Origin of the sequence: Paenibacillus odorifer (assembly GCF_000758725.1) — a bacterium.
GTDB lineage: Bacteria > Bacillota > Bacilli > Paenibacillales > Paenibacillaceae > Paenibacillus_AQ > Paenibacillus_AQ odorifer.
Window position 1 is genome coordinate 6,126,188 of sequence record NZ_CP009428.1, and the last position, 21,930, is coordinate 6,148,117.

22 protein-coding genes, 14 tRNA genes and 4 rRNA genes are annotated in these 21,930 nt (G+C 46.6%); 3 read left to right on the plus strand and 37 right to left on the minus strand.

Annotation, left to right across the window (positions count from 1 at the left end):
• Positions 1-19: 19 nt before the first annotated feature.
• On the plus strand, positions 20-433 hold the full coding sequence (locus PODO_RS26715; protein ID WP_036681396.1) for an ImmA/IrrE family metallo-endopeptidase: 414 nt from the start codon (positions 20-22) through the stop codon (positions 431-433).
• Positions 434-533: 100 nt separating this feature from the next.
• Here PODO_RS26715 and PODO_RS26720 read toward each other — a convergent pair.
• From PODO_RS26720 to PODO_RS26815, 20 genes are all read right to left on the minus strand, one after another.
• Positions 534-607: transfer RNA gene (locus tag PODO_RS26720), tRNA-Pro, on the minus strand.
• Positions 608-621: 14 nt separating this feature from the next.
• Positions 622-695 (minus strand) — tRNA-Gly (locus PODO_RS26725).
• A gap of 11 nt (positions 696-706) precedes the next feature.
• Positions 707-780, minus strand: a tRNA-Pro gene (locus PODO_RS26730).
• A 32-nt stretch (positions 781-812) separates the two neighbouring features.
• A tRNA-Arg gene (locus PODO_RS26735) sits at positions 813-889 on the minus strand.
• 7 nt (positions 890-896) lie between these two features.
• Positions 897-971 (minus strand) — tRNA-Gly (locus PODO_RS26740).
• Positions 972-977: 6 nt separating this feature from the next.
• Positions 978-1,061: transfer RNA gene (locus PODO_RS26745), tRNA-Leu, on the minus strand.
• Positions 1,062-1,077: 16 nt separating this feature from the next.
• A tRNA-Lys gene (locus PODO_RS26750) sits at positions 1,078-1,150 on the minus strand.
• Between the two features lie 5 nt (positions 1,151-1,155).
• A tRNA-Gln gene (locus PODO_RS26755) sits at positions 1,156-1,230 on the minus strand.
• Positions 1,231-1,273: 43 nt separating this feature from the next.
• Positions 1,274-1,349 (minus strand) — tRNA-Val (locus PODO_RS26760).
• A gap of 40 nt (positions 1,350-1,389) precedes the next feature.
• A tRNA-Glu gene (locus tag PODO_RS26765) sits at positions 1,390-1,464 on the minus strand.
• An 11-nt stretch (positions 1,465-1,475) separates the two neighbouring features.
• A tRNA-Thr gene (locus PODO_RS26770) sits at positions 1,476-1,551 on the minus strand.
• A gap of 1 nt (position 1,552) precedes the next feature.
• Positions 1,553-1,628, minus strand: a tRNA-Asn gene (locus PODO_RS26775).
• Between the two features lie 6 nt (positions 1,629-1,634).
• Positions 1,635-1,751 (minus strand): 5S ribosomal RNA (gene rrf / locus PODO_RS26780).
• A 74-nt stretch (positions 1,752-1,825) separates the two neighbouring features.
• Positions 1,826-4,752, minus strand: a 23S ribosomal RNA gene (locus PODO_RS26785).
• A gap of 139 nt (positions 4,753-4,891) precedes the next feature.
• A tRNA-Ala gene (locus tag PODO_RS26790) sits at positions 4,892-4,967 on the minus strand.
• 24 nt (positions 4,968-4,991) lie between these two features.
• Positions 4,992-5,068, minus strand: a tRNA-Ile gene (locus PODO_RS26795).
• A gap of 46 nt (positions 5,069-5,114) precedes the next feature.
• A 5S ribosomal RNA gene (gene rrf / locus PODO_RS26800) occupies positions 5,115-5,231 on the minus strand.
• 124 nt (positions 5,232-5,355) lie between these two features.
• A 16S ribosomal RNA gene (locus PODO_RS26805) occupies positions 5,356-6,913 on the minus strand.
• Together the 16S, 23S and 5S rRNA genes with 14 tRNA genes alongside form the textbook arrangement of a ribosomal RNA operon.
• A 360-nt stretch (positions 6,914-7,273) precedes the next feature.
• Positions 7,274-7,504: a hypothetical protein gene (locus PODO_RS26810; protein ID WP_036680631.1), complete on the minus strand. Its 231-nt coding sequence runs from the start codon at positions 7,502-7,504 to the stop codon at positions 7,274-7,276.
• 253 nt (positions 7,505-7,757) lie between these two features.
• Positions 7,758-8,369, minus strand: coding sequence for a stage II sporulation protein M (locus PODO_RS26815; protein ID WP_036680630.1), 612 nt, complete (start codon positions 8,367-8,369; stop codon positions 7,758-7,760).
• Positions 8,370-8,477: 108 nt separating this feature from the next.
• On the opposite strand from PODO_RS26815, the gene pdaB reads away from it, so the two are divergent.
• A complete protein-coding gene (gene pdaB / locus PODO_RS26820) occupies positions 8,478-9,281 on the plus strand; it encodes a polysaccharide deacetylase family sporulation protein PdaB (RefSeq protein WP_036680629.1) in 804 nt (267 codons plus the stop codon).
• Positions 9,282-9,331: 50 nt separating this feature from the next.
• Here the strand turns inward: pdaB and PODO_RS26825 are convergent, their stop codons facing one another.
• Together PODO_RS26825 and PODO_RS26830 are read right to left on the minus strand one after the other, a co-directional pair.
• Positions 9,332-10,153, minus strand: coding sequence for a PPK2 family polyphosphate kinase (locus tag PODO_RS26825; protein ID WP_052097348.1), 822 nt, complete (start codon positions 10,151-10,153; stop codon positions 9,332-9,334).
• Positions 10,154-10,396: 243 nt separating this feature from the next.
• A complete protein-coding gene (locus PODO_RS26830) occupies positions 10,397-10,987 on the minus strand; it encodes a KinB-signaling pathway activation protein (protein WP_038574906.1) in 591 nt (196 codons plus the stop codon).
• Positions 10,988-11,118: 131 nt separating this feature from the next.
• Between PODO_RS26830 and gerD the strand changes: the two genes are divergently transcribed.
• Positions 11,119-11,805, plus strand: coding sequence for a spore germination lipoprotein GerD (gene gerD, locus PODO_RS26835; RefSeq protein WP_036680627.1), 687 nt, complete (start codon positions 11,119-11,121; stop codon positions 11,803-11,805).
• A 59-nt stretch (positions 11,806-11,864) separates the two neighbouring features.
• Here gerD and PODO_RS26840 read toward each other — a convergent pair whose 3' ends face one another.
• The 15 genes from PODO_RS26840 to map form a co-directional block, all read right to left on the minus strand.
• Positions 11,865-12,974, minus strand: a complete 1,110-nt coding sequence (locus tag PODO_RS26840) for an Mrp/NBP35 family ATP-binding protein (protein ID WP_038573443.1) — start codon at positions 12,972-12,974, stop codon at positions 11,865-11,867.
• A gap of 90 nt (positions 12,975-13,064) precedes the next feature.
• Entirely contained in the window at positions 13,065-13,805 is a 741-nt protein-coding gene (gene cwlD / locus PODO_RS26845) for an N-acetylmuramoyl-L-alanine amidase CwlD (protein ID WP_038573445.1), read from the minus strand.
• 78 nt (positions 13,806-13,883) lie between these two features.
• Positions 13,884-15,053 carry a sulfate adenylyltransferase gene (sat, locus tag PODO_RS26850; protein ID WP_038573446.1) on the minus strand — a complete coding sequence of 390 codons (1,170 nt, stop codon included), beginning with the start codon at positions 15,051-15,053 and terminating at the stop codon, positions 13,884-13,886.
• 37 nt (positions 15,054-15,090) lie between these two features.
• Entirely contained in the window at positions 15,091-15,783 is a 693-nt protein-coding gene (locus PODO_RS26855; RefSeq protein WP_036680616.1) for a phosphoadenylyl-sulfate reductase, read from the minus strand.
• A 228-nt stretch (positions 15,784-16,011) separates the two neighbouring features.
• Positions 16,012-16,404, minus strand: a complete 393-nt coding sequence (gene rpsI / locus PODO_RS26860) for a 30S ribosomal protein S9 (RefSeq protein ID WP_025706574.1) — start codon at positions 16,402-16,404, stop codon at positions 16,012-16,014.
• Between the two features lie 20 nt (positions 16,405-16,424).
• On the minus strand, positions 16,425-16,862 hold the full coding sequence (gene rplM, locus PODO_RS26865; protein WP_036680589.1) for a 50S ribosomal protein L13: 438 nt from the start codon (positions 16,860-16,862) through the stop codon (positions 16,425-16,427).
• 229 nt (positions 16,863-17,091) lie between these two features.
• Complete coding sequence (truA, locus tag PODO_RS26870; protein ID WP_036680587.1) at positions 17,092-17,874, minus strand: tRNA pseudouridine(38-40) synthase TruA; 783 nt, start codon at positions 17,872-17,874, stop codon at positions 17,092-17,094.
• Between the two features lie 317 nt (positions 17,875-18,191).
• Complete coding sequence (gene rplQ, locus PODO_RS26875) at positions 18,192-18,557, minus strand: 50S ribosomal protein L17 (protein WP_019908254.1); 366 nt, start codon at positions 18,555-18,557, stop codon at positions 18,192-18,194.
• Between the two features lie 34 nt (positions 18,558-18,591).
• The gene (locus PODO_RS26880) at positions 18,592-19,536 is read right to left on the minus strand and encodes a DNA-directed RNA polymerase subunit alpha (protein WP_036680585.1); all 945 of its coding nucleotides are present in this window, start codon (positions 19,534-19,536) and stop codon (positions 18,592-18,594) included.
• A 130-nt stretch (positions 19,537-19,666) separates the two neighbouring features.
• Positions 19,667-20,062, minus strand: a complete 396-nt coding sequence (gene rpsK / locus PODO_RS26885; RefSeq protein WP_019908251.1) for a 30S ribosomal protein S11 — start codon at positions 20,060-20,062, stop codon at positions 19,667-19,669.
• A gap of 19 nt (positions 20,063-20,081) precedes the next feature.
• On the minus strand, positions 20,082-20,450 hold the full coding sequence (rpsM, locus tag PODO_RS26890; RefSeq protein ID WP_036680583.1) for a 30S ribosomal protein S13: 369 nt from the start codon (positions 20,448-20,450) through the stop codon (positions 20,082-20,084).
• A gap of 19 nt (positions 20,451-20,469) precedes the next feature.
• Positions 20,470-20,583, minus strand: coding sequence for a 50S ribosomal protein L36 (gene rpmJ / locus PODO_RS26895; protein ID WP_003322638.1), 114 nt, complete (start codon positions 20,581-20,583; stop codon positions 20,470-20,472).
• Positions 20,584-20,636: 53 nt separating this feature from the next.
• Positions 20,637-20,852, minus strand: a complete 216-nt coding sequence (gene infA / locus PODO_RS26900) for a translation initiation factor IF-1 (RefSeq protein ID WP_036652996.1) — start codon at positions 20,850-20,852, stop codon at positions 20,637-20,639.
• 2 nt (positions 20,853-20,854) lie between these two features.
• Positions 20,855-21,163 carry a KOW domain-containing RNA-binding protein gene (locus tag PODO_RS26905; protein ID WP_036680581.1) on the minus strand — a complete coding sequence of 103 codons (309 nt, stop codon included), beginning with the start codon at positions 21,161-21,163 and terminating at the stop codon, positions 20,855-20,857.
• Positions 21,164-21,174: 11 nt separating this feature from the next.
• Positions 21,175-21,927 carry a type I methionyl aminopeptidase gene (gene map / locus PODO_RS26910; protein ID WP_038573450.1) on the minus strand — a complete coding sequence of 251 codons (753 nt, stop codon included), beginning with the start codon at positions 21,925-21,927 and terminating at the stop codon, positions 21,175-21,177.
• Positions 21,928-21,930 lie beyond the last annotated feature (3 nt).

Genomic DNA, 21,930 nt, shown 5'->3' on the forward strand with positions numbered 1-21,930 from the left:
CATGCTGCAGGTGAAGAACATGGATGAACTGATCAATAGTCTGATTAAAAAATATAAAACCAACTGCCCGTTCGAGCTTGCCGCAGCACTAGGCATTCAAATTCGTTTCATGAACCTGGGGACTGGCACAAAGGGATTATATTATCGAAAACTAAGAAGAAGGTTTATCGTCATTCATAATGAGTTGCCTGTAGAATGGCAGCGCTTCGTTTGTGCGCATGAATTAGGGCATGATCGGCTTCACAAGGGGATCAATCGCTTTTTTCTGGAGGAAAGCTCCTATTTCTCTCCTGGGAAGCTTGAACGTCAAGCTAATGTCTTTGCTGTAAAATTACTTTCTTCGGGCAGAAGCCCCGAACAAGAGGAATCATGGAGAAACTATTATCTACGGATTGGAATTCCACCGGAAGTCCGATTTTTTTTGGAGGAATAATAGAACATACGTTCTTAGGCTGTATTTATATGTTTATTCAATACATAACAAAAAAGCCCTTACCGAAGTAAGAGCTTTTGAGCAGCGATTAAGCTGAGTATCGGGATGACACGATTTGAACATGCGACCCCCTGGTCCCAAACCAGGTGCTCTACCAAGCTGAGCTACATCCCGTTACTATAAAATTATGGAGCGGGTGATGGGAATCGAACCCACGCTATCAGCTTGGAAGGCTGAAGTTCTACCATTGAACTACACCCGCAAAGGTGAAAATCGGGATGACACGATTTGAACATGCGACCCCCTGGTCCCAAACCAGGTGCTCTACCAAGCTGAGCTACATCCCGTTATAAATACTATAATTGCTTAATAATAAAAATGGCGCGCCCTGAGAGATTCGAACTCCCGGCCTTTTGATTCGTAGTCAAACGCTCTATCCAGCTGAGCTAAGGGCGCAAAATTATGGAGCGGACGACGGGAATCGAACCCGCGACCCTCGCCTTGGCAAGGCGATGCTCTACCGCTGAGCCACGTCCGCAATAAGTGGTGCGCGTGAAGGGACTTGAACCCCCACGTCGTGAAACGCCAGATCCTAAGTCTGGTGCGTCTGCCATTCCGCCACACGCGCATGATAATAATAAAAGTGAGCCATGAAGGACTCGAACCTTCGACACCCTGATTAAAAGTCAGGTGCTCTACCAACTGAGCTAATGGCTCGCACTTGGCTGGGGATATAGGATTCGAACCTATGAGTGACGGAGTCAAAGTCCGTTGCCTTACCGCTTGGCTAATCCCCATTGATGGTACCTCTATGTTGCCCACAATCTCTTAGGAAGATTATGGTGGAGGCTGAGGGGATCGAACCCCCGACCCTCTGCTTGTAAGGCAGATGCTCTCCCAGCTGAGCTAAGCCTCCATATCTATGGGACCCTCTAAGGGTAAGTACAAGTAAAAGTTGGTGACCCGTATGGGATTCGAACCCATGTTACCTCCGTGAAAGGGAGGTGTCTTAACCCCTTGACCAACGGGCCTTGCAAATCTGTGGAGCTCTCAACCGGATTCGAACCGGTGACCTCTTCCTTACCATGGAAGCACTCTACCTGCTGAGCTATGAGAGCATGGCTCCCCGAACAGGACTCGAACCTGTGACAACTCGATTAACAGTCGAGTGCTCTACCAACTGAGCTATCAGGGAATATCCGCTTGGCAACGTCCTACTCTCCCAGGACCCTTCGGTCCAAGTACCATCGGCGCTGGAGGGCTTAACGGTCGTGTTCGGGATGGGTACGCGTGGAACCCCTCCGCTATCGCCACCAAACGGGCATTTACAGCGTAAATGCTCAGGCTTAATCGCCTGAAAACTGAATCCGAAACGAATTTGCATTCTAAGTATAGGATAAGCCCTCGACCGATTAGTATTGGTCAGCTCCATGCATTGCTGCACTTCCACCTCCAACCTATCTACCTCGTCGTCTTCAAGGGGTCTTACTAATTGGGAAATCTCATCTTGAGGGGGGCTTCACGCTTAGATGCTTTCAGCGCTTATCCCGTCCGTACGTAGCTACCCAGCCATGCTCCTGGCGGAACAACTGGTGCACCAGCGGTACGTCCATCCCGGTCCTCTCGTACTAAGGACAGCTCCTCTCAAATTTCCTGCGCCCACGACAGATAGGGACCGAACTGTCTCACGACGTTCTGAACCCAGCTCGCGTACCGCTTTAATGGGCGAACAGCCCAACCCTTGGGACCTACTTCAGCCCCAGGATGCGATGAGCCGACATCGAGGTGCCAAACCTCCCCGTCGATGTGGACTCTTGGGGGAGATAAGCCTGTTATCCCCAGGGTAGCTTTTATCCGTTGAGCGATGGCCCTTCCATGCGGTACCACCGGATCACTAAGTCCGACTTTCGTCCCTGCTCGACTTGTAGGTCTCGCAGTCAAGCTCCCTTATGCCTTTGCACTCTGCGAATGATTTCCAACCATTCTGAGGGAACCTTGGAACGCCTCCGTTACTCTTTAGGAGGCGACCGCCCCAGTCAAACTGCCCGCCTGACACGGTCCCCGTACCCGGTAAGGGTACTAGGTTAGAACCTAGATACGATCAGGGTGGTATCCCAACGGCGCCTCCACCGAAGCTTGCGCTCCGATTTCTACGGCTCCCACCTATCCTGTACAGATCGTACCCAAATTCAATATCAAGCTGCAGTAAAGCTCCATGGGGTCTTTCCGTCTTGTCGCGGGTAACCTGCATCTTCACAGGTATTAAAATTTCACCGGATCTCTCGTTGAGACAGCGCCCAAGTCGTTACGCCATTCGTGCGGGTCAGAATTTACCTGACAAGGAATTTCGCTACCTTAGGACCGTTATAGTTACGGCCGCCGTTTACTGGGGCTTCGGTTCATAGCTTCGGGTTACCCCTAACCACTCCCCTTAACCTTCCAGCACCGGGCAGGCGTCAGCCCGTATACTTCGCCTTGCGGCTTCGCACAGACCTGTGTTTTTGCTAAACAGTCGCTTGGGCCTTTTCACTGCGGCCCCCTCGTGCTATTCACACTACCGGGGCACCCCTTCTCCCGAAGTTACGGGGTCATTTTGCCGAGTTCCTTAACGAGAGTTCTTCCGCGCGCCTTAGAATTCTCTTCTCGCCTACCTGTGTCGGTTTGCGGTACGGGCACCTTCTCCTGGCTAGAGGCTTTTCTTGGCAGTGTGAGATCATGACCTTCGCTACTATAATTTTCGCTCCCCATCACAGCCCAGCCTTATCGATGTGCGGATTTGCCTACACATCAGCCTCACTGCTTAGACGGACATCCATCAGTCCGCGTCACTACCCTCCTGCGTCACCCCATCGCTCATAGCGGATTACGGTGGTACAGTAATTTCAAACTGTTGTCCTTCGACTACGCCTTTCGGCCTCGCCTTAGGTCCCGACTTACCCTGAGCGGACGAGCCTTCCTCAGGAAACCTTGGGCTTTCGGCGGATCAGATTCTCACTGATCTTTTCGTTACTCATACCGGCATTCTCACTTGTGTAGTGTCCAGCGCTCTTTTCAGTACACCTTCAACCCCTACACAACGCTCCCCTACCCCAGATACATACGTATCTAGCCATAGCTTCGGTGGTGTGTTTAGCCCCGTTACATTTTCGGCGCAGAGTCACTCGACCAGTGAGCTATTACGCACTCTTTCAATGGTGGCTGCTTCTAAGCCAACATCCTGGTTGTCTGTGCAACTCCACATCCTTTCCCACTTAACACACACTTGGGGACCTTAGCTGATGGTCTGGGCTGTTTCCCTTTTGACAATGGATCTTAGCACTCACTGTCTGACTCCCGGCAATAAGTATATGGCATTCGGAGTTTGACTGAGCTTGGTAATCCTTGCGGACCCCGCACCCAATCAGTGCTCTACCTCCACTACTCTTATACCGAGGCTAGCCCTAAAGCTATTTCGGGGAGAACCAGCTATCTCCGAGTTCGATTGGAATTTCTCCGCTACCCCCACCTCATCCCCGCACTTTTCAACGTACGTGGGTTCGGGCCTCCAGTGCGTGTTACCGCACCTTCACCCTGGACAGGGGTAGATCACACGGTTTCGGGTCTACGTCCACATACTCAATCGCCCTATTCAGACTCGCTTTCGCTGCGGCTCCACCTTCTCGGCTTAACCTTGCATGTTAAACGTAACTCGCCGGTTCATTCTACAAAAGGCACGCCATCACCCATAGATCGGGCTCTGACTTTTTGTAAGCACACGGTTTCAGGTTCTATTTCACTCCCCTTCCGGGGTGCTTTTCACCTTTCCCTCACGGTACTGTTTCACTATCGGTCGCCAGGTAGTATTTAGCCTTAGCAGATGGTCCTGCTGGATTCATACGGGGTTTCACGTGCCCCGCACTACTCGGGATCCGTCTCGGAGAGAACACAGTTTAGGTTACAGGGCTTTTACCTCTATCGCGGGCCTTTCCAGACCTCTTCACCTACCATATTCCTTTGTAACTCCATGTGAGACGTCCCACAACCCCTAAGAGCAAGCTCTTAGGTTTAGGCTGTTCCGCGTTCGCTCGCCGCTACTGACGGAATCACTATTGTTTTCTCTTCCTCAGGGTACTTAGATGTTTCAGTTCCCCTGGTCTGCCTCTACACACCCTATGTATTCAGGTATGAGTAACTGCGAATTACCACAGCTGGGTTTCCCCATTCGGACACCCCCGGATCAAAGCTTGCTTACAGCTCCCCGAGGCAGTTTCGTTGTTCGCCACGTCCTTCGTCGGCTCCTGGCGCCTAGGCATCCTCCGTGTGCTCTTATTAGCTTAACCTTGATTTTTCCGAAGAAAAATCTCACTAATAACATTTACTTGTTTGCACAAGTTGCTAAAAGATGTTCTAAAACGCAAATTCGTTTCGGTATCCAGTTTTCAAGGATCAAGTTAAAAAAGTTATTCATTTAAAAATTTATGGTGGAGCCAAGCGGGATCGAACCGCTGACCTCCTGCTTGCAAGGCAGGCGCTCTCCCAGCTGAGCTATGGCCCCATAAAATTACTCTATAATGTTATATGGTGGGCCTTGGTGGACTCGAACCACCGACCTCACCCTTATCAGAGGTGCGCTCTAACCAACTGAGCTAAAAGCCCATATAACATATATAACATTGTGAATCAACCAATGAATTGGTTGTCCGCTTGGCAACGTCCTACTCTTCCAGGACCCTTCGGTCCAAGTACCATCGGCGCTGGAGGGCTTAACGGTCGTGTTCGGGATGGGTACGTGTGGAACCCCTCCGCTATCGCCACCAAACGCATACGAAAGAGACTTGCTCTTTCAAAACTGAACACGAGTGAGTGTTCGAACCCGAAGGTTCTATTGTGGAAGTTAAACTTCCGATTTGAATGTTCTCATTGCAGAGAACGATTCTCCATAGAAAGGAGGTGATCCAGCCGCACCTTCCGATACGGCTACCTTGTTACGACTTCACCCCAATCATCTACCCCACCTTCGGCGGCTGGCTCCCTTGCGGGTTACCCCACCGACTTCGGGTGTTGTAAACTCTCGTGGTGTGACGGGCGGTGTGTACAAGACCCGGGAACGTATTCACCGCGGCATGCTGATCCGCGATTACTAGCAATTCCGACTTCATGCAGGCGAGTTGCAGCCTGCAATCCGAACTGAGACCGGCTTTGATGGGATTGGCTCCACCTCGCGGCTTCGCTTCCCGTTGTACCGGCCATTGTAGTACGTGTGTAGCCCAGGTCATAAGGGGCATGATGATTTGACGTCATCCCCACCTTCCTCCGGTTTGTCACCGGCAGTCACTCTAGAGTGCCCAGCATTACCTGCTGGCAACTAAAGTTAAGGGTTGCGCTCGTTGCGGGACTTAACCCAACATCTCACGACACGAGCTGACGACAACCATGCACCACCTGTCTCCTCTGTCCCGAAGGCCGCTGCTATCTCTAGCAGATTCAGAGGGATGTCAAGACCTGGTAAGGTTCTTCGCGTTGCTTCGAATTAAACCACATACTCCACTGCTTGTGCGGGTCCCCGTCAATTCCTTTGAGTTTCAGTCTTGCGACCGTACTCCCCAGGCGGAGTGCTTACTGTGTTAACTTCGGCACCAAGGGTATCGAAACCCCTAACACCTAGCACTCATCGTTTACGGCGTGGACTACCAGGGTATCTAATCCTGTTTGCTCCCCACGCTTTCGCGCCTCAGCGTCAGTTACAGCCCAGAAAGTCGCCTTCGCCACTGGTGTTCCTCCACATATCTACGCATTTCACCGCTACACGTGGAATTCCACTTTCCTCTTCTGCACTCAAGCCACCCAGTTTCCAGTGCGACCTCAGGTTGAGCCCAAGGTTTAAACACCAGACTTAAATAGCCGCCTGCGCGCGCTTTACGCCCAATAATTCCGGACAACGCTTGCCCCCTACGTATTACCGCGGCTGCTGGCACGTAGTTAGCCGGGGCTTTCTTCTCAGGTACCGTCACTCCGGTAGCAGTTACTCTACCGGACGTTCTTCCCTGGCAACAGAGCTTTACGATCCGAAAACCTTCATCACTCACGCGGCGTTGCTCCGTCAGGCTTTCGCCCATTGCGGAAGATTCCCTACTGCTGCCTCCCGTAGGAGTCTGGGCCGTGTCTCAGTCCCAGTGTGGCCGTTCACCCTCTCAGGTCGGCTACGCATCGTCGCCTTGGTGGGCCGTTACCCCACCAACTAGCTAATGCGCCGCAGGCCCATCCCTCAGTGACAGATTGCTCCGTCTTTCATTCTTCTCTCAGGAGAAAAAAGAAATTATCCGGTATTAGCTACCGTTTCCGGTAGTTATCCCAGTCTGAAGGGCAGGTTGCCTACGTGTTACTCACCCGTCCGCCGCTAAGTTATTTTGAAAGCAAGCTTTCAAAATAACTCCGCTCGACTTGCATGTATTAGGCACGCCGCCAGCGTTCGTCCTGAGCCAGGATCAAACTCTCCAATTAGTATTGAAAAGAGCGATATGCTCATTTTGAAACATCTGACGAGAAAATTAATTCTCTAATTTCGGACCTCACTTACGTGATTTCCTACTCACTCGTTGTTCAGTTTTCAAAGATCAATGTCTCTCATTTCGTCGTCGTTATTTATCAGCGGCGACCTTTATAATATATCACAGTGTTAAGCTGTTTGGCAAGTCTTTTTTTTGAAAAATCTTTTTTTTCAATTTTTCTTGCCTTCCGCTTCCCTTTTACACAAGCAAAAGGAGCGCGAGATATAATTTATCATGAGCACTCCTTTTTAGTCAAGCTATTTTATTAAATAATCTGAAAACTTTATAAAACTGTAGCAATTCTCGTATATCTTCAGTGTTTATACTGAGAAGAACGTCCACCCCATGCATACTTGGAAAGCTCTTTCTGAGGAGCGAAGCGAGCATACATCCGGAATACAGTCTTATATCTATTAGCGATGGCGTGCCTGATATTTTGGTCCAAGCGCTGATCACTCAAATCTAACAGCATCTCATCTAGTTCTTTTCTCAAAACATAATCCAGTTCCTTGCATTCCTTTTCGTTAAACAACATTCCCAACATATGCTTGGCCTCCTTCATGAAGTTGCAATTAACACCTTCTCTAAACCCCCAAAACTTTTGTGCATAAACAGTAAGTAACATCTCATGGAGAAAGCTGCCTTAAGATCCTCTTACACTAGATTAACCGGAGTCCTCTTTTTATAACCATAATTATTAAAAATTCCCTTTATGGTTTCGTGTCGATTATATACTCCTTACCTTTAGGCAATCCTTGGATGAACGCCCTTAATGTTATGCTCTATTCCCGGAAGTTTTATGATAAAAGTGAAAAAGTAATTGTACTTTCAATAATGGCTGCAACAAATAACAGGATTACAGTCCATATGGAAGCCGTAAGTGTTTGACGCATGAAAGCAGACCAGTCTGCGCTTCTCTCCTCTTTTCTATCTGTAGATCGAAATAAACTTGAAATCACTTTCCCGCCAAAATGCAGTCCAAAGGCACAAGCGATAATGATTGCCGGAATCTCTATAATCCCGTGTGGCAGTAATCCTTTTACGATTAAATCGAACAAATCCTGTCCTTGCAGTGCGGATAAATGTATCAAGTAGCCAATTACCGCTCCGTTTATAAATAAGAATATAGCTGGCAATATGCCGAACAACGCTCCCAGGAAAATAATAACCACGCCCTTGATGGCGTTATTCAAAAATATAAATACAAAGAAGTTCCATTGCGGATTAGAGGTGTCTCTTAAGTTTCCGCTGATCTCACTTAGCCCTTCCAATTGCTGAACCAATAGTTTTTCCAGACTACTTGTGGCTACCCAGCCAACAACCGCTCCTATTACGAAGAGCAGACAGGATAGCAGCAAAGCCTTGCGGATCGATTTAATATCTTTAACAAACGTGAAGAACGACAACATAAATACCTCCTGAAATTGTGATCTCTGTTTCTTAGGTCATAACCGTGCGGTACGAGCATACATTTAGAACAAACAAGCATTTCGCATGGGAGAGGAGCGCTGTCATTAATGAATTCTTTTTATGTATTCAGCGGCAAAAAGATCAAAAGGTTCATCTATATCTTCGCCGCTGTGCTTCTTGCTGCTGGAGTTGTCTATGTCGAGAGGGGTAATATCACCGTTTTTTCTGAGGCTGGACCTTCTGCCATTTACAGTGTGCCAACAGAGAAGAAGCTGATTGCCCTAACCTTCGATATTAGCTGGGGGGAAAAGAGACCCGAACCAATTTTGAAGGTACTTGAAGACAAGAAAGTGGACAAAGCCACCTTCTTCCTATCGTCACCATGGAGTAAGACTCACCCCGATATTGTAACAAGCATCAAAAACGCAGGATTCGAAATTGGCAGTCATGGCCATAAACACGTCAATTACAGCACTCTAAGTAACGAAGAGATTCGCACTCAGATCACAACGGCTCACACTGTGCTTACAGAATTAACCGGTAAAGAACCCAATCTAATTCGTATGCCTAATGGTGATTTTGACAAAAGAGTTCTGCAAGTGGCCAATGATCTTGGTTACAAAGTCATCCAGTGGGACACAGACTCTCTAGACTGGAAGAACATAGGTGTAGACAATATCGTGAAGCGTGTAACGACTAAAGCACATCCTGGTGATATCGTTCTACTGCATGCCAGCGATTCCTGCAAACAAACTCACGAAGCTCTTCCGCAAATTATCGATGAGCTCCGCAGACAAGGTTATGAATTCGTTACCGTCTCTGAGCTGATCAGCCAAAGCAACGCAGAGGGTAAAGAGGTTCGTGACTCGGCCTCACTAAATAGTGCCTTAGAGGATGCTGCTGGGCTGTAACGCTCCTCCCAATCTTAGGTACCGCAATAGATGTTGGTCTTATCCAAATATTAATGACGCGGGGAAATGAGCTCCGATATGTCGGGTGTGGGGGTATTCAGCTTCGGATAGCTCAGATCCAGACTCTCCAGTGTCTTTACAACGATGGATAAGGCCAAATAGTTGCGGTACCATTGATGATTGGCTGGTATCCAGTACCAGGGTGCTTTATCAATACTAGACTCCTTAAAAACATCTACATATGCCTCTTGGTAATCATCCCAAAACTCCCGCTCCTGTAGATCACTTGCGTCGAATTTCCAGTGTTTTTTGGGATCTTCAAGCCGTTCTTTGATTTTCTTAAGCTGCTTTTCTTTTGAAATATGCAGAAAAAGCTTGATAATTGTCGTTCCCTCTTCCACCAGCATCTCCTCAAACTGCCGTATGTAACGAAAGCGGCGCTTCAAGTCATCCTTTTTCAGTCCCCCATGTACCCGCGGTACCAATACATCTTCATAGTGTGAGCGGTTAAATGCAGAGATGTAGCCTTTAGGGGGGGTCTTTTGATGCACTCTCCATAAGAAATCGTGAGCTTCTTCCTCCAGAGAAGGTTTCTTGAAGCTGGTCACTATAAAGCCTTGTGGATTGATCCCTGAAAAAATGTGTTTAACCGTTCCATCCTTACCGCTGGAATCCATCCCTTGCAGAATTACGAGTAGTGAGTGCTTTTTCTGTGCAAAAAGAATATCTTGAAGTTCTGCCAACCGTTCCTTTAACTGCTCTGTTTTGGCTTCTGCTTCTTTTTTTGATTTAAAATTACCTGTATCGTCCGGGTCCAGCTTGTTAAGCTGGATTTCATTTGTGTCTTTTATCATATAGCGCTTGATGTCCATATATTCCCCTCCTGAAAGTTTTGTGAGCGATGCTACGCTTTGTATTACTACGTACAAAACTCGCTTCGGAAGCATCTACTTAGTTTTGTGAGCGTTGCTACACACAAAGAATCCGCTCTATTGTTCTTTAAGATTAACCTCCTCCAGCGGATTTTAATCGTTAGGATACATTCTAGAGCAAAAAACCCCGTCTTCTGAAGGCCAGAGCACGGGGTTCATGATTTGCTGAATTCGCCCCAGCCTTTATCCGGCTGCCGGCTTGAGAATACGGTGAAGCATCAAAATTTGGAATGCATTACAGGCGATGAGCGGAACAACAATAAACACTGTCGCACTATCAACACCTATACGGAGCACGCCGATAATTTCCACAATTGAAATAGCTGTCATAAAAAAGAGGGTTGGAATCCAAGCTGAGATGTTTGTACTTTTCACTTTGAAATAAGACACAATAATGGCAGCTAACAAAATAAAGATTCCTAATATTAGATCAGACAAGACACTTCTTTCCCCGCCAACGACGGTACGCAAAAAAATCAGTTCAAGCAATGCGAGCACAGAAAGCACCAGTTGTATGTATTTCCAAATTTTTGGTGGGAAAACACCATTGCCCATGTAATTCAAAATTAGATAAGCAAAAAAACCAAGTTGCGCATAAACACTGACAAGCATACCGTAGCCGAATAGTATCAGCGGGTATAAAAAGAAATCAGCGACACTTTTGAAATCAATTCGACCGTTCACGAATTGCAGTGCCAGACCTGCGATTACTGCTCCGCCCGCTCCTATTAGAAGGGTTGTCCAAAATAAATAAAACCATTTTTTTATACTCAGCCACTTCACCTCCCCTATGTCAGATTTATTTTACCAAGGATACCGACAAAACACCATTACATCAGCAACATAAATGTGTGTTAATGCGGCATAATACAACTGGAGAATCCTAATAAAGGAGGGCAGCGCCAATGAAATGGAGATTTATCGGATCTGTGGGTTTGGCTTTAAGCTTTGTTATGGCCTTAACGGCTTGCGGAAGTGAGCAGAGCAGTTCTTCTTCTGGTCAGGGCAGTTATAAAGAAATGAAGACCATGGTTATTGATATATTAAAAAGTGAAGATGGCAAAAAAGCAGTTGAGGAATCATTATCAAATTCCAGTTCTGGAGGCACCAGCGGAATGAGTATGAAAATGATGCCACTTCAAACAACAGAGGATATAAAAACCGCTGTTAAAGATACCCTCACTGCACCGGAATATCAAAAGGAAATCGAGAAAATTATGACTGATCCCAAGTTCGCAGGCGATTTTGCTAAAGCCATTCAATCACAAAGCAAAGAATTGCACCTGCAACTAATTAAAGATCCCACATATCAAAAATCCGTCGAAGAAATCATGAAGTCTCCAGAAATGATGACCATGTTTCTTAATCTAACCAAAACACCTGACTACCGAAAGCAATCCATGAAGACCATCCAGGAATCTATGCAGACTCCATTATTCCGGATGGAGGTATTGAATTTACTTAAAAAGGTCGTTCAGGACGAGCTCGAACCAAAGGAACAGAAAAAGGGCGGCGAAAGCGGCGATAAACAGGAAGGCAGCGGCAGCGGTGGTGAAAGTGGCAGCGGTAGCGGCGATGATTCAAGCACATAACAAAAAAGAGGCCTTATCCCACCTAACAAAGTGGGACGGCCTCTTTTTATGCACAATAATTAGTGCTCATATTTCGCAATCAGCTTATCGGCGATATCAGCAAACAACAAGGCAGTTGGTGTGTCTTCCTTGTATACAGAAGGTGAGAAATCCGGTTCAGAAATATGGTTGTCCGGTGCGCCCAATGGAACTTGTGCAAGCAGCTCCGTATGGAGTGTCTCCGCAAGCCGCGCGCCTCCACCTCTGCCAAAAATATAATCTTTTTTACCACAGTCTTTACACTCATAATAAGCCATGTTCTCAATGACTCCAATAATCTCATGTTCTGTCTGCAGAGCCATAGAGCCCGCTCTAGCCGCCACAAACGCTGCGGTAGCATGAGGGGTCGTAACAATAATCTCTTTGCTGTGAGGGAGCATCTGATGTACGTCAAGCGCCACATCACCTGTACCTGGAGGAAGATCAAGCAGCATATAATCAAGTTCTCCCCAGCCCACATCACCAAAGAATTGGCGCAGCATTTTGCCAAGCATAGGTCCCCGCCAAATTACCGGACTATTCTCACGGATAAAGAAGCCCATAGACATGACCTTCACTCCGAAACGTTCCACAGGAATAATGATTCCCTCTTCTACAACGGGGCCCTCTTCGATTCCCATCATATCAGGGATGCTAAACCCATAAATGTCCGCATCAATCAATCCAACCTTTTTACCTTTTCTAGCCAGAGCTACTGCCAAATTCACAGTAACCGTAGACTTTCCAACCCCGCCTTTACCACTGGCAATGGCGATAAAGTTAACACCAGAGTTCTCATTGATTAATTCATGATCGTCAAGGCCTGCTGCATGTCCCTTAAGTTTCCCCGGTTCATCAGCCAATGGCTCTTCCCCAGCACTCTCTCCGCGAAGCAGAGCACGTTCATAATCGGTTGCATCACGCAGCCGGATATGTACATTAGTGACTCCACCCGCTTCAAGCAACTCACGAACCTGTTGTTCTAGGTCCATGCGACTTTGCTCTTCAGGATCCAGACATACGATTGACAAAGAAATACGATCTTCTTTAATCATAATGTCACGGATCAGCTGTAGTTCCACAAGGCTTTTTCCGGTTTCCGGGTCTGTTAATGACTGCAGTATTTCCTGGACATGTTCCCTAGTCAGCATGGAAAGCACCTCTGTTTCCTTTCCGGAGGAGAATTCTTCCGGAGTTTTTGTCTATTATAGCATTACCCATCTCCTGATGAGTAGTCCCGGCTACTCGGAAGCATAACGAAGAATGCCACGATATATACTAGTCGCTACCTTGCGTTGATAAACATCATCTCCGAGCAGAACTGATTCCTGAGGGTGCGACAAGAAACCGACCTCTACAAGGATCGCAGGTATTTTTAATGCTTTTAATAGATAAACAGTATTTACAGTCTTAGCTACACGATCAGTATTCTCCAGTGTAGTTTTCAGCTCACTCTGTACAAACTCTGCGATAGCTTTATTATCCTTGTGATTGGGATAGTAAAAGGTCTGCGCCCCGCTCCATCGGTTCGAAGGCACGCTGTTCATGTGAACGCTTATAAAAAGATCTGCGCCCTTCTCTTCAATGCTTCTTACTCTTTGCTTAAGATCTTCAGTCTTGCGCTTAGAATAGCCCTTAGTGCCCTCCTGAGCCAAATCATAATCCCCTTCACGGGTCATCACAACAATAGCCCCTGCCTGTTGCAGGTAATCACGTAAATAAAGAGAGACCGCGAGATTAATGTCTTTCTCAATTAGCCCTTCCCGGCTAACTGCCCCTCCATCTGCTCCCCCATGTCCAGCGTCGATAGCGATCACTTTACCAGACAAAGGCAGACTCCAATAATTTAACGTTTTGGCAGTAGGCATGTCATACGCTATAATGCCGATCATTATAGCCAGCAGTGTTGCGCCCAGCATACATTTTTTGATACTGCTCCATGAGATCCAGACCGAGACTTTACTGTGTTTTCGGCCAGACATAACAAAGACCCCCTCGTCCCGATAGATAATACTCATCTATATGGGACAAGAAGGCCAAATAGTACTAGCTAACGATGATTAAGCTGTTACTTCTTGAGTCATGCCTTCAATTAGAATCTGCGCAACCTCAGGTCGCGTAAATTCAGGAGGTGGACATTGACCCTCCCGAAGCAAAGCCCGTACCTTTGTACCCGACAAAGTCATATGATCGTCGCCAGGATGCGGGCAGGTTTTACTGGAAGCCATATTTCCGCATCTTTTACAGAAGAAGCTGTGTTCAAAAAATAATGGAGTAATATCAAGTTCCTCAGCGGTAAAATTCGCGAAAATTTCTTGTGCTTCATAAGTTCCGTAGTAATCACCTACACCCGCATGGTCACGTCCGACAATAAAATGGGTGCAGCCGTAATTTTTGCGAACCATAGCATGAAAAATCGCTTCTCTCGGACCTGCATAACGCATGGCTGCCGGGAAAACACCTAGAAAGGTACGATCCTCAGGATAATAATTCTCCAAAAGCGCCAGGTAGCTCTTCATTCGTACATTTGCCGGTACATCATCAGACTTCGTCTCACCCACAAGCGGGTTTAAGAACAGAGCGTCTACAACCTCCATAGCGCACTTCTGAATATATTCATGTGCACGATGAACTGGGTTACGCGTCTGGAAGCCTACAACTGTTCTCCAGCCTTTGTCTGCAAATATCTTACGTGTAGCTGAAGGGTCAAAATAAAATTCTCCGAACTTTTCTGGCTGTGGTCTATTCAGCACTGTAATTGGTCCTCCTACATAGGTAGCCGGGCGGGCCAACAGCTTACTTACTCCTGGATGTTCAGGGTCTGTTGTTTTGAATACATTTTGCGCTTCAAGGTTTTGATCAACCGTATAAATACTCTCAATATCCAATAAACCGTAGATCTCGCCATCCTCTTCACCGATTAGAGATACTTTGTCTCCAATAGCTAAACCAGAGACCACATCCTCTTCTACAGCAAGTGTTATTGGAATGCTCCACACTGTGCCATCTTCTAAACGCATGTTTTTGACTACGGAGTGATAATCTTGTTCATTCAAAAATCCAGTTAGTGGAGAAAATGCACCTACCGCTATTAGATCCAAATCAGATAAAGTCCAGGTGTTCACGGCAATCGCCTTATATTCACGTGCAAGCTGCAGCAATTCTTCTCTTTCTGTACCCTCTACTACACGGTTTACTAATGTTCCGCCATGCGGACGTATTGAAGTCATTATCGTCTCTCCTTCTGGGTTCTCACGGGGATAGGTCTTACTTGTGTAATCCGCACTCAGTCTTCTCTGATCCAGCCCAACGTCCAGCACGCGGATCTTCACCAGGCATAACCTGACGTGTACATTGCTCACAGCCGATACTTGGATAGTTACGGTCATGTAGAGGGTTATAAATTACATCATTTTCACGAATATAGTTCCATACATCCTCAGTTGTCCAATCCGCAATTGGATTAAACTTAACCAAACCAAATTTATAATCATACTCAACCTTTTTGGCATTAGCACGGGTAGGCGCTTGGTCACGACGAATGCCTGTAATCCAAGCTTCATATTGAGATAGGATACGAGTCAGCGGCTCTACTTTACGAATCCCACAACATTGGTTAGGATCTACTGTCCATAACGCATCACCGTGTTGAAGTGCTTGCTCCTGCGGAGTGATTTGTGGAGACACTCGTACGAACTCCAGCCCGTATTTATCCGCCATCAAATCTCTGGTCTCATAGGTTTCCTTAAAATGATAATCTGTATCGAGATAAAAGACGTCTGTAGACGGACTAACTTTGTGAAGCATATCAACTAGCACTACATCTTCGGCACCAAAGCTGCAGGCAAAAGTAATGTTAGGAAATGTTTCTACAGCCCAGCGGATAATTTCCTCGGGTGAAGCAGTTTCTAATTCTTCGGCCTTAACTTTGATTAAATCCTCTTTCTCGAGCAGGTTCATTAAGGTATTCCTCCATCCAAAATATTAATCGTATGAATAAATGAGGTAAAAGAAGTAATAAAACCAACTAATTCTATATGAAATAGTATATAACTTTTACTGAGGAAGTCAATGCGTTTCAACCGTTAGAATTAGTAAATAGATGCAAAAAAAGCCCATTTCTTGTGGAAAGGGGCAATAAAAAATAAAACCCTCGGCCATAAGGCCAAGGGTTGAATTCTGTAGATATTAACGTTTCGAGAACTGAGGCGCACGACGTGCAGCCTTCAAGCCGTATTTCTTACGTTCCTTCATACGTGGGTCACGAGTCAGGAAGCCGGCTTTCTTCAATGCACCGCGATATTCAGGGTCAACTTTAAGCAATGCACGGGAGATACCGTGACGAATTGCTCCAGCTTGACCGGAAATGCCGCCACCATGTGCAAGAACGATTACATCGTAGTTGCCCAGTGTTTCAGTCAGGTTCAAAGGTTGTTTTACGATCATTTTCAGTGTTTCCACACCGAAATATTCGTCCATCTCACGTTTGTTAATGACAATGCGTCCTTCACCCGGTACAAGGCGAACACGTGCTACCGAATGTTTACGACGACCTGTCCCATAGTATTGTACTTGTGCCATGAAACTGTCCTCCTCTATTCTTATCCGCGAAGTTCGTAAACTTCAGGTTTTTGTGCTGCATGTGGATGCTCGGCGCCTGCATATACTTTCAATCTCAGCTTCATGTGGTCCCCTTGACGAGTCTTAGGAATCATACCATGAACCGCGAATTCAATTACGCGTTCTGGTTTAGTATTCAGCAGAGTTTCAGCATTAGTAACTTTCAAACCACCTGGGTGCATCGAGTGACGGTAGTATTTTTTGTTTTGCAATTTCTTACCGGTCAAGTGAATTTTCTCAGCGTTGATTACGATAACGAAATCTCCTGTATCAACGTGTGGAGTGAATTGCGGTTTGTGTTTGCCACGGATCAAAGCAGCGGCTTCGCTGGCCAAACGACCGAGTGTTTTGCCTTCGGCATCAATAATGTGCCAATTGCGTTCAACTTCGTTCGGCTTCGCCATATAGGTGGTACGCATGAATGTTTCCTCCTTGTTCTCGTACGAAAATCTTCTGTTTCGTATATCTTGTTTCTCATTGAATTACGATTATGTGAGTTAAGCAAAGCATTTTTTTGGCATTTTCCTGATCGGGGCTGTGGGATAGCCATCAAGAAAACACAACTTTTATATTACAGTATAAACATAACAAGTGCAAGTGATTTTTAAACATTTAGCCTATTAATTAGGAAGAAATTTATAGAAAAAACTATTCACTTTCAATCTCGTCATATTCAACACTCCACAAAGCTAACCCCATGGCCACAGCTGTTGGACCAGCATGTGATCGATCACATGCTGCCAATATTTCAGCAACCTTATCAGCAGGTATTTTACCTTCCCCCACATGGATCAAAGTCCCCATAATAATGCGAACCATGTGCTGAAGAAATCCACTACCCGTTATATAAGTATGGATAACTCCTTGATCTGATGAAGAGGGTCGGCACATACTGCGATCTACTTCCATATGAGCTTCAAAGATCGTTCGTACATGAGAAGTCTTCGTAGACCGTCGTGATGCAAACGAAGTGAAGTCATGTGTCCCTATAATTTGCGTTAAGCCTTGCTGCATCGCAGGAATATCCAACTTCACTGGATGGTGAAGCTGCCAGCGCCGTTGAAACGGATCTGGAAACCTGTTGCCATTAATCGTGTATCGGTAAGTTTTACGCTTAGCCCCTCTACGAGAGTGAAACGTTAGCGGAACTTCCCTAGCCTCTGTAACCACGATGTCTTGTGGCAGCCGGGCATTAAGCGCTAGACACCAACGTTCAGTTGGGATTCGAGAGGAGGTTGTAAAGTTAAAAGGCTGGCCATAGGCATGTACTCCGGCATCTGTGCGGCCTGAAGCAGTAATCTTCAGCTTCTCACCAGTCAGATGGAGTATGGCTTGCTCCAGCCGATCCTGAATCGTATTGCCCTGAGGCTGGGTCTGAAAGCCATCATAATTCGTTCCGTCATAATTGACCTTCATCAATAGATTGCGCATTCCGTTCTCCTTTTTAAACCGGTCAGCAGAACGTCGATCGAAGCACTGTCTGATCTTCTATTTGAAGAAATGGCTTCGCCGTCCCTAGAAGGACGGCATCCATTTTTCATATATAGAACTACAAGTCCTATAGGATCCTTAATTTCAAAAAAAAGAGCCCCTGCGGGAGCTCCTTCAATTGAACCAAGGTGATTCCCACGGTTATTAGTACAGCAGAGTCTTGCGCCTCTGCAGCACAATAACGCTGATATTTCCCCCATCTTTACTCCAAAGAGGGCTGGATGAAAGGGAAGCATCGGAAATCAATACTTGTGATACTACGCGCGGTCTACCAATTCAAGATAAACCATAGGCGCAGCGTCGCCACGACGAGGTCCTAGTTTAAGGATACGAGTGTATCCACCTGGACGCTCAGTGTAACGAGGAGCAATGTCAGAGAACAATTTTTGAATTGCATCTTGTTCACCATCAACAGTCTCGCGGCGAACAAATGCAGCTACTTGACGACGAGCATGAAGATCACCTTTTTTAGCTTTAGTGATCAGCTTTTCAGCGATAGAACGAACTTCTTTCGCTTTAGCTTCCGTTGTTTGGATGCGCTCGTATAAAAACAGATCCGTTACCATGTCGCGAAATAACGCTTTACGCGCACTGGAATCACGGCCCAATTTTTGGTATGCCATTGTGTTTTCCCTCCTTTACTAAAGCAATCTGCAGCTATTCTTCTGTGCGGAGACCCAAACCAAGTTCCTCAAGCTTTTCCTGAACTTCTTCCAAAGATTTACGACCAAGGTTACGCACCTTCATCATATCTTCTTCAGTCTTCGTGGTAAGCTCTTGTACGGTATTAATACCAGCACGTTTGAGGCAGTTGTAGGAACGAACAGAAAGATCAAGCTCTTCGATTGTCATCTCAAGTACTTTTTCTTTTTTGTCTTCTTCTTTTTCAACCATAATTTCGGCGTCTTTCGCTTCGTCCGTAAGACCTACGAACAGAACGAGGTGCTCGTTCAAAATTTTGGCTCCGAGGCTTACAGCCTCTTCCGGTCTGATACTTCCATCCGTCCAAATTTCAAGCGTCAATTTGTCGTAGTTAGTCACTTGACCAACACGTGTATTGTCTATGCCGTAGTTAACGCGTGAAATTGGAGTATAGATGGAGTCAACTGGAATAACACCAATTGGCTGATCGTCACGTTTGTTCCGGTCCGCTTGGACATAGCCGCGACCACGGCCTGCAAAAATACGCATATGAAGTCTCGCACCAGGTCCCAGCGTTGCAATGTGAAGATCCGGATTGAGGATCTCAACATCGCTGTCCGCACGGATATCACCTGCGGTAACGATGCCTTCCCCTTCAGCATCAATCTCGAACACTTTTTCCTCGTCTGAATGAATCTTCAGAGACAAGGCTTTAAGGTTCAGAATGATTTCCGTCACATCTTCCATTACGCCTGGAACGGTCGAGAACTCATGCAGAACGCCGTCAATTTGGACCGAAGTCACTGCGGCTCCTGGAAGCGAAGAAAGCAATATCCGGCGAAGCGAGTTCCCCAGAGTCGTGCCATACCCACGTTCCAGCGGTTCAACTACGAATTTCCCATAGGTACCTTCATCATTAGCTTCTACGGTCTCAATCTTCGGCTTTTCGATTTCTATCACGAGTTTACCCCTCCTTCAACGTCGCTCCTATATGAAACTGTCACCCCATCAGGTGCATCATGTAGTATGCCTAAACACCTATTATTAGCAGATGCGTCAGAATTATACCACATTCACAATACTGATTTCACTATACGCGACGACGCTTAGGCGGACGGCATCCATTGTGAGGAACCGGAGTTACGTCTTTAATAAGGTTAACTTCAAGCCCTGCAGCTTGAAGGGAACGGATGGCTGCTTCGCGGCCCGCGCCCGGTCCTTTAACCATAACCTCAACCGACTTCATGCCGTGCTCCATAGCTGCTTTAGCTGCTGATTCAGCTGCCATTTGCGCTGCGAATGGAGTGGACTTACGGGAACCTTTAAATCCTTGGCCGCCGGAGCTTGCCCAGGAAATTGCATTTCCGTGAGGATCCGTGATGGTAACGATGGTGTTGTTGAACGTGGAACGAATATGTGCCACGCCGGATTCGATATTTTTACGGTCGCGACGTTTGGTACGTACGACTTTTTTCGGTTTAGCCATTGTCTCTTATCCCCCCTTATTATTTCTTTTTGTTTGCTACCGTACGACGCGGGCCTTTCCGGGTACGGGCATTCGTTTTAGTACGTTGACCGCGAACAGGCAATCCACGACGGTGGCGAACACCGCGGTAACAGCCGATCTCAGTAAGACGTTTAATATTTAAGGAAATTTCACGACGCAGGTCACCTTCAACCTTAACCGTTTTGTCGATCGTTTCACGCAGTTTGCTGACTTCATCTTCCGTCAAATCACGGACACGTGTATTAGCGCTAATGCCTGTTTCATTAAGAATTTTCTGAGAAGTCGTTTTACCGATTCCGAAAATATAAGTCAAGGCGATCTCAACGCGTTTGTCACGTGGCAAATCCACTCCAGCTATACGAGCCATTTTACGCTACACCCCCTTCTTAACCTTGTTTTTGTTTGTGTTTCGGATTTTCGCAAATCACCATAACAGTCCCTTTGCGGCGGATTACTTTACATTTCTCGCAAATGGGCTTTACAGAAGGTCTTACCTTCATGTTAATTACCTCCTCAAAGTTTTGCGAAGCAAAACTTTTTTCGTAGTTCCCATCTATTTACGGTAAGTTATACGACCTTTTGATAAATCATAAGGCGATAACTGCACGACCACTTTGTCTCCGGTCAAAATACGGATAAAGTGCATCCGCAATTTACCGGATACATGGGCAAGTATTTGATGACCGTTCTCAAGCTCAACCTTAAACGTTGCGTTTGGCAACGGTTCAAGGACAGTACCTTCTACTTCAATGACATCTTCCTTAGCCACAGTTAGTCTCCTTTCTCATCAGCACTTATTCCGGTGGGTCCAGCATACTTCATGACTGCGAATCGCAGCTTTCCGTTTGTTACCCGCCCAGTTTCCTTCAAACTGTCCACAACCTCACTGCTGATGAAGGGTATGAGCTCAAGATGAAGAATATTCTTCTTCTTTGGCCCATCAAACTTACGTTTGTCTCCATCTGCAATGTATACAAATCTGCTATCAACAACTGCGATAACAACGGCTGCCTCTCCGGCATCTTTGCCTTTGAGAATTCTCACTAATTGACCAACCTGCGGGCTGCTCACAGTATTCAAGAGGAGATCACCTACGCATTCAGTTTTGTGAAAATTTCCATGCCGTCCGGAGTAACTGCTACTGTATGCTCGAAGTGAGCACATAGTGAGCCATCAACCGTAACGACAGTCCAGTTATCTTCCAGTGTTCTGACATGTCTCTTTCCTGCGTTTACCATCGGCTCAATCGCGAGCACCATACCCGGTTTCAGACGTGGTCCGCGGTCCGCTATGCCATAATTCGGAATTTGCGGTTCTTCATGCAGTTTTGCCCCAATACCATGACCAACATACTCACGTACGACTGAGAAACCAGCCTCTTCGATGTACTGCTGAATAGCATGGGAGATTGTAAACAAGCGCACATCCGGCTTAACTAACGCCAGTCCCGCGTACAAGGAGCCTTCCGTAACGTCCAGCAAACGCTGAGCCTCTTCGGAAATGCTGCCCACACCGTAGGTCCAGGCGGAATCACCGTGATAACCGCGGTACTCTGCACCGATATCCAGCGTAACAATATCGCCTTCGATCAGTTTACGTTTACCTGGAAATCCATGCACCAATTGTTCGTTGACTGAAGCGCAAATGCTGGCAGGAAAACCGTTGTAGCCTTTGAAAGACGGCACAGCATCTTGACTGCGAATGTATTGATCGGCGATTCTGTCGAGCTCGCCCGTTGTAATGCCAGGCTCAATGGCCTGAGCAATAAGACGGTGACTCTCGGCAACAATTCGACCAGCTTCCCTCATAAAGGCAAGTTCCTGTTCGGATTTACAAATGATCATTAC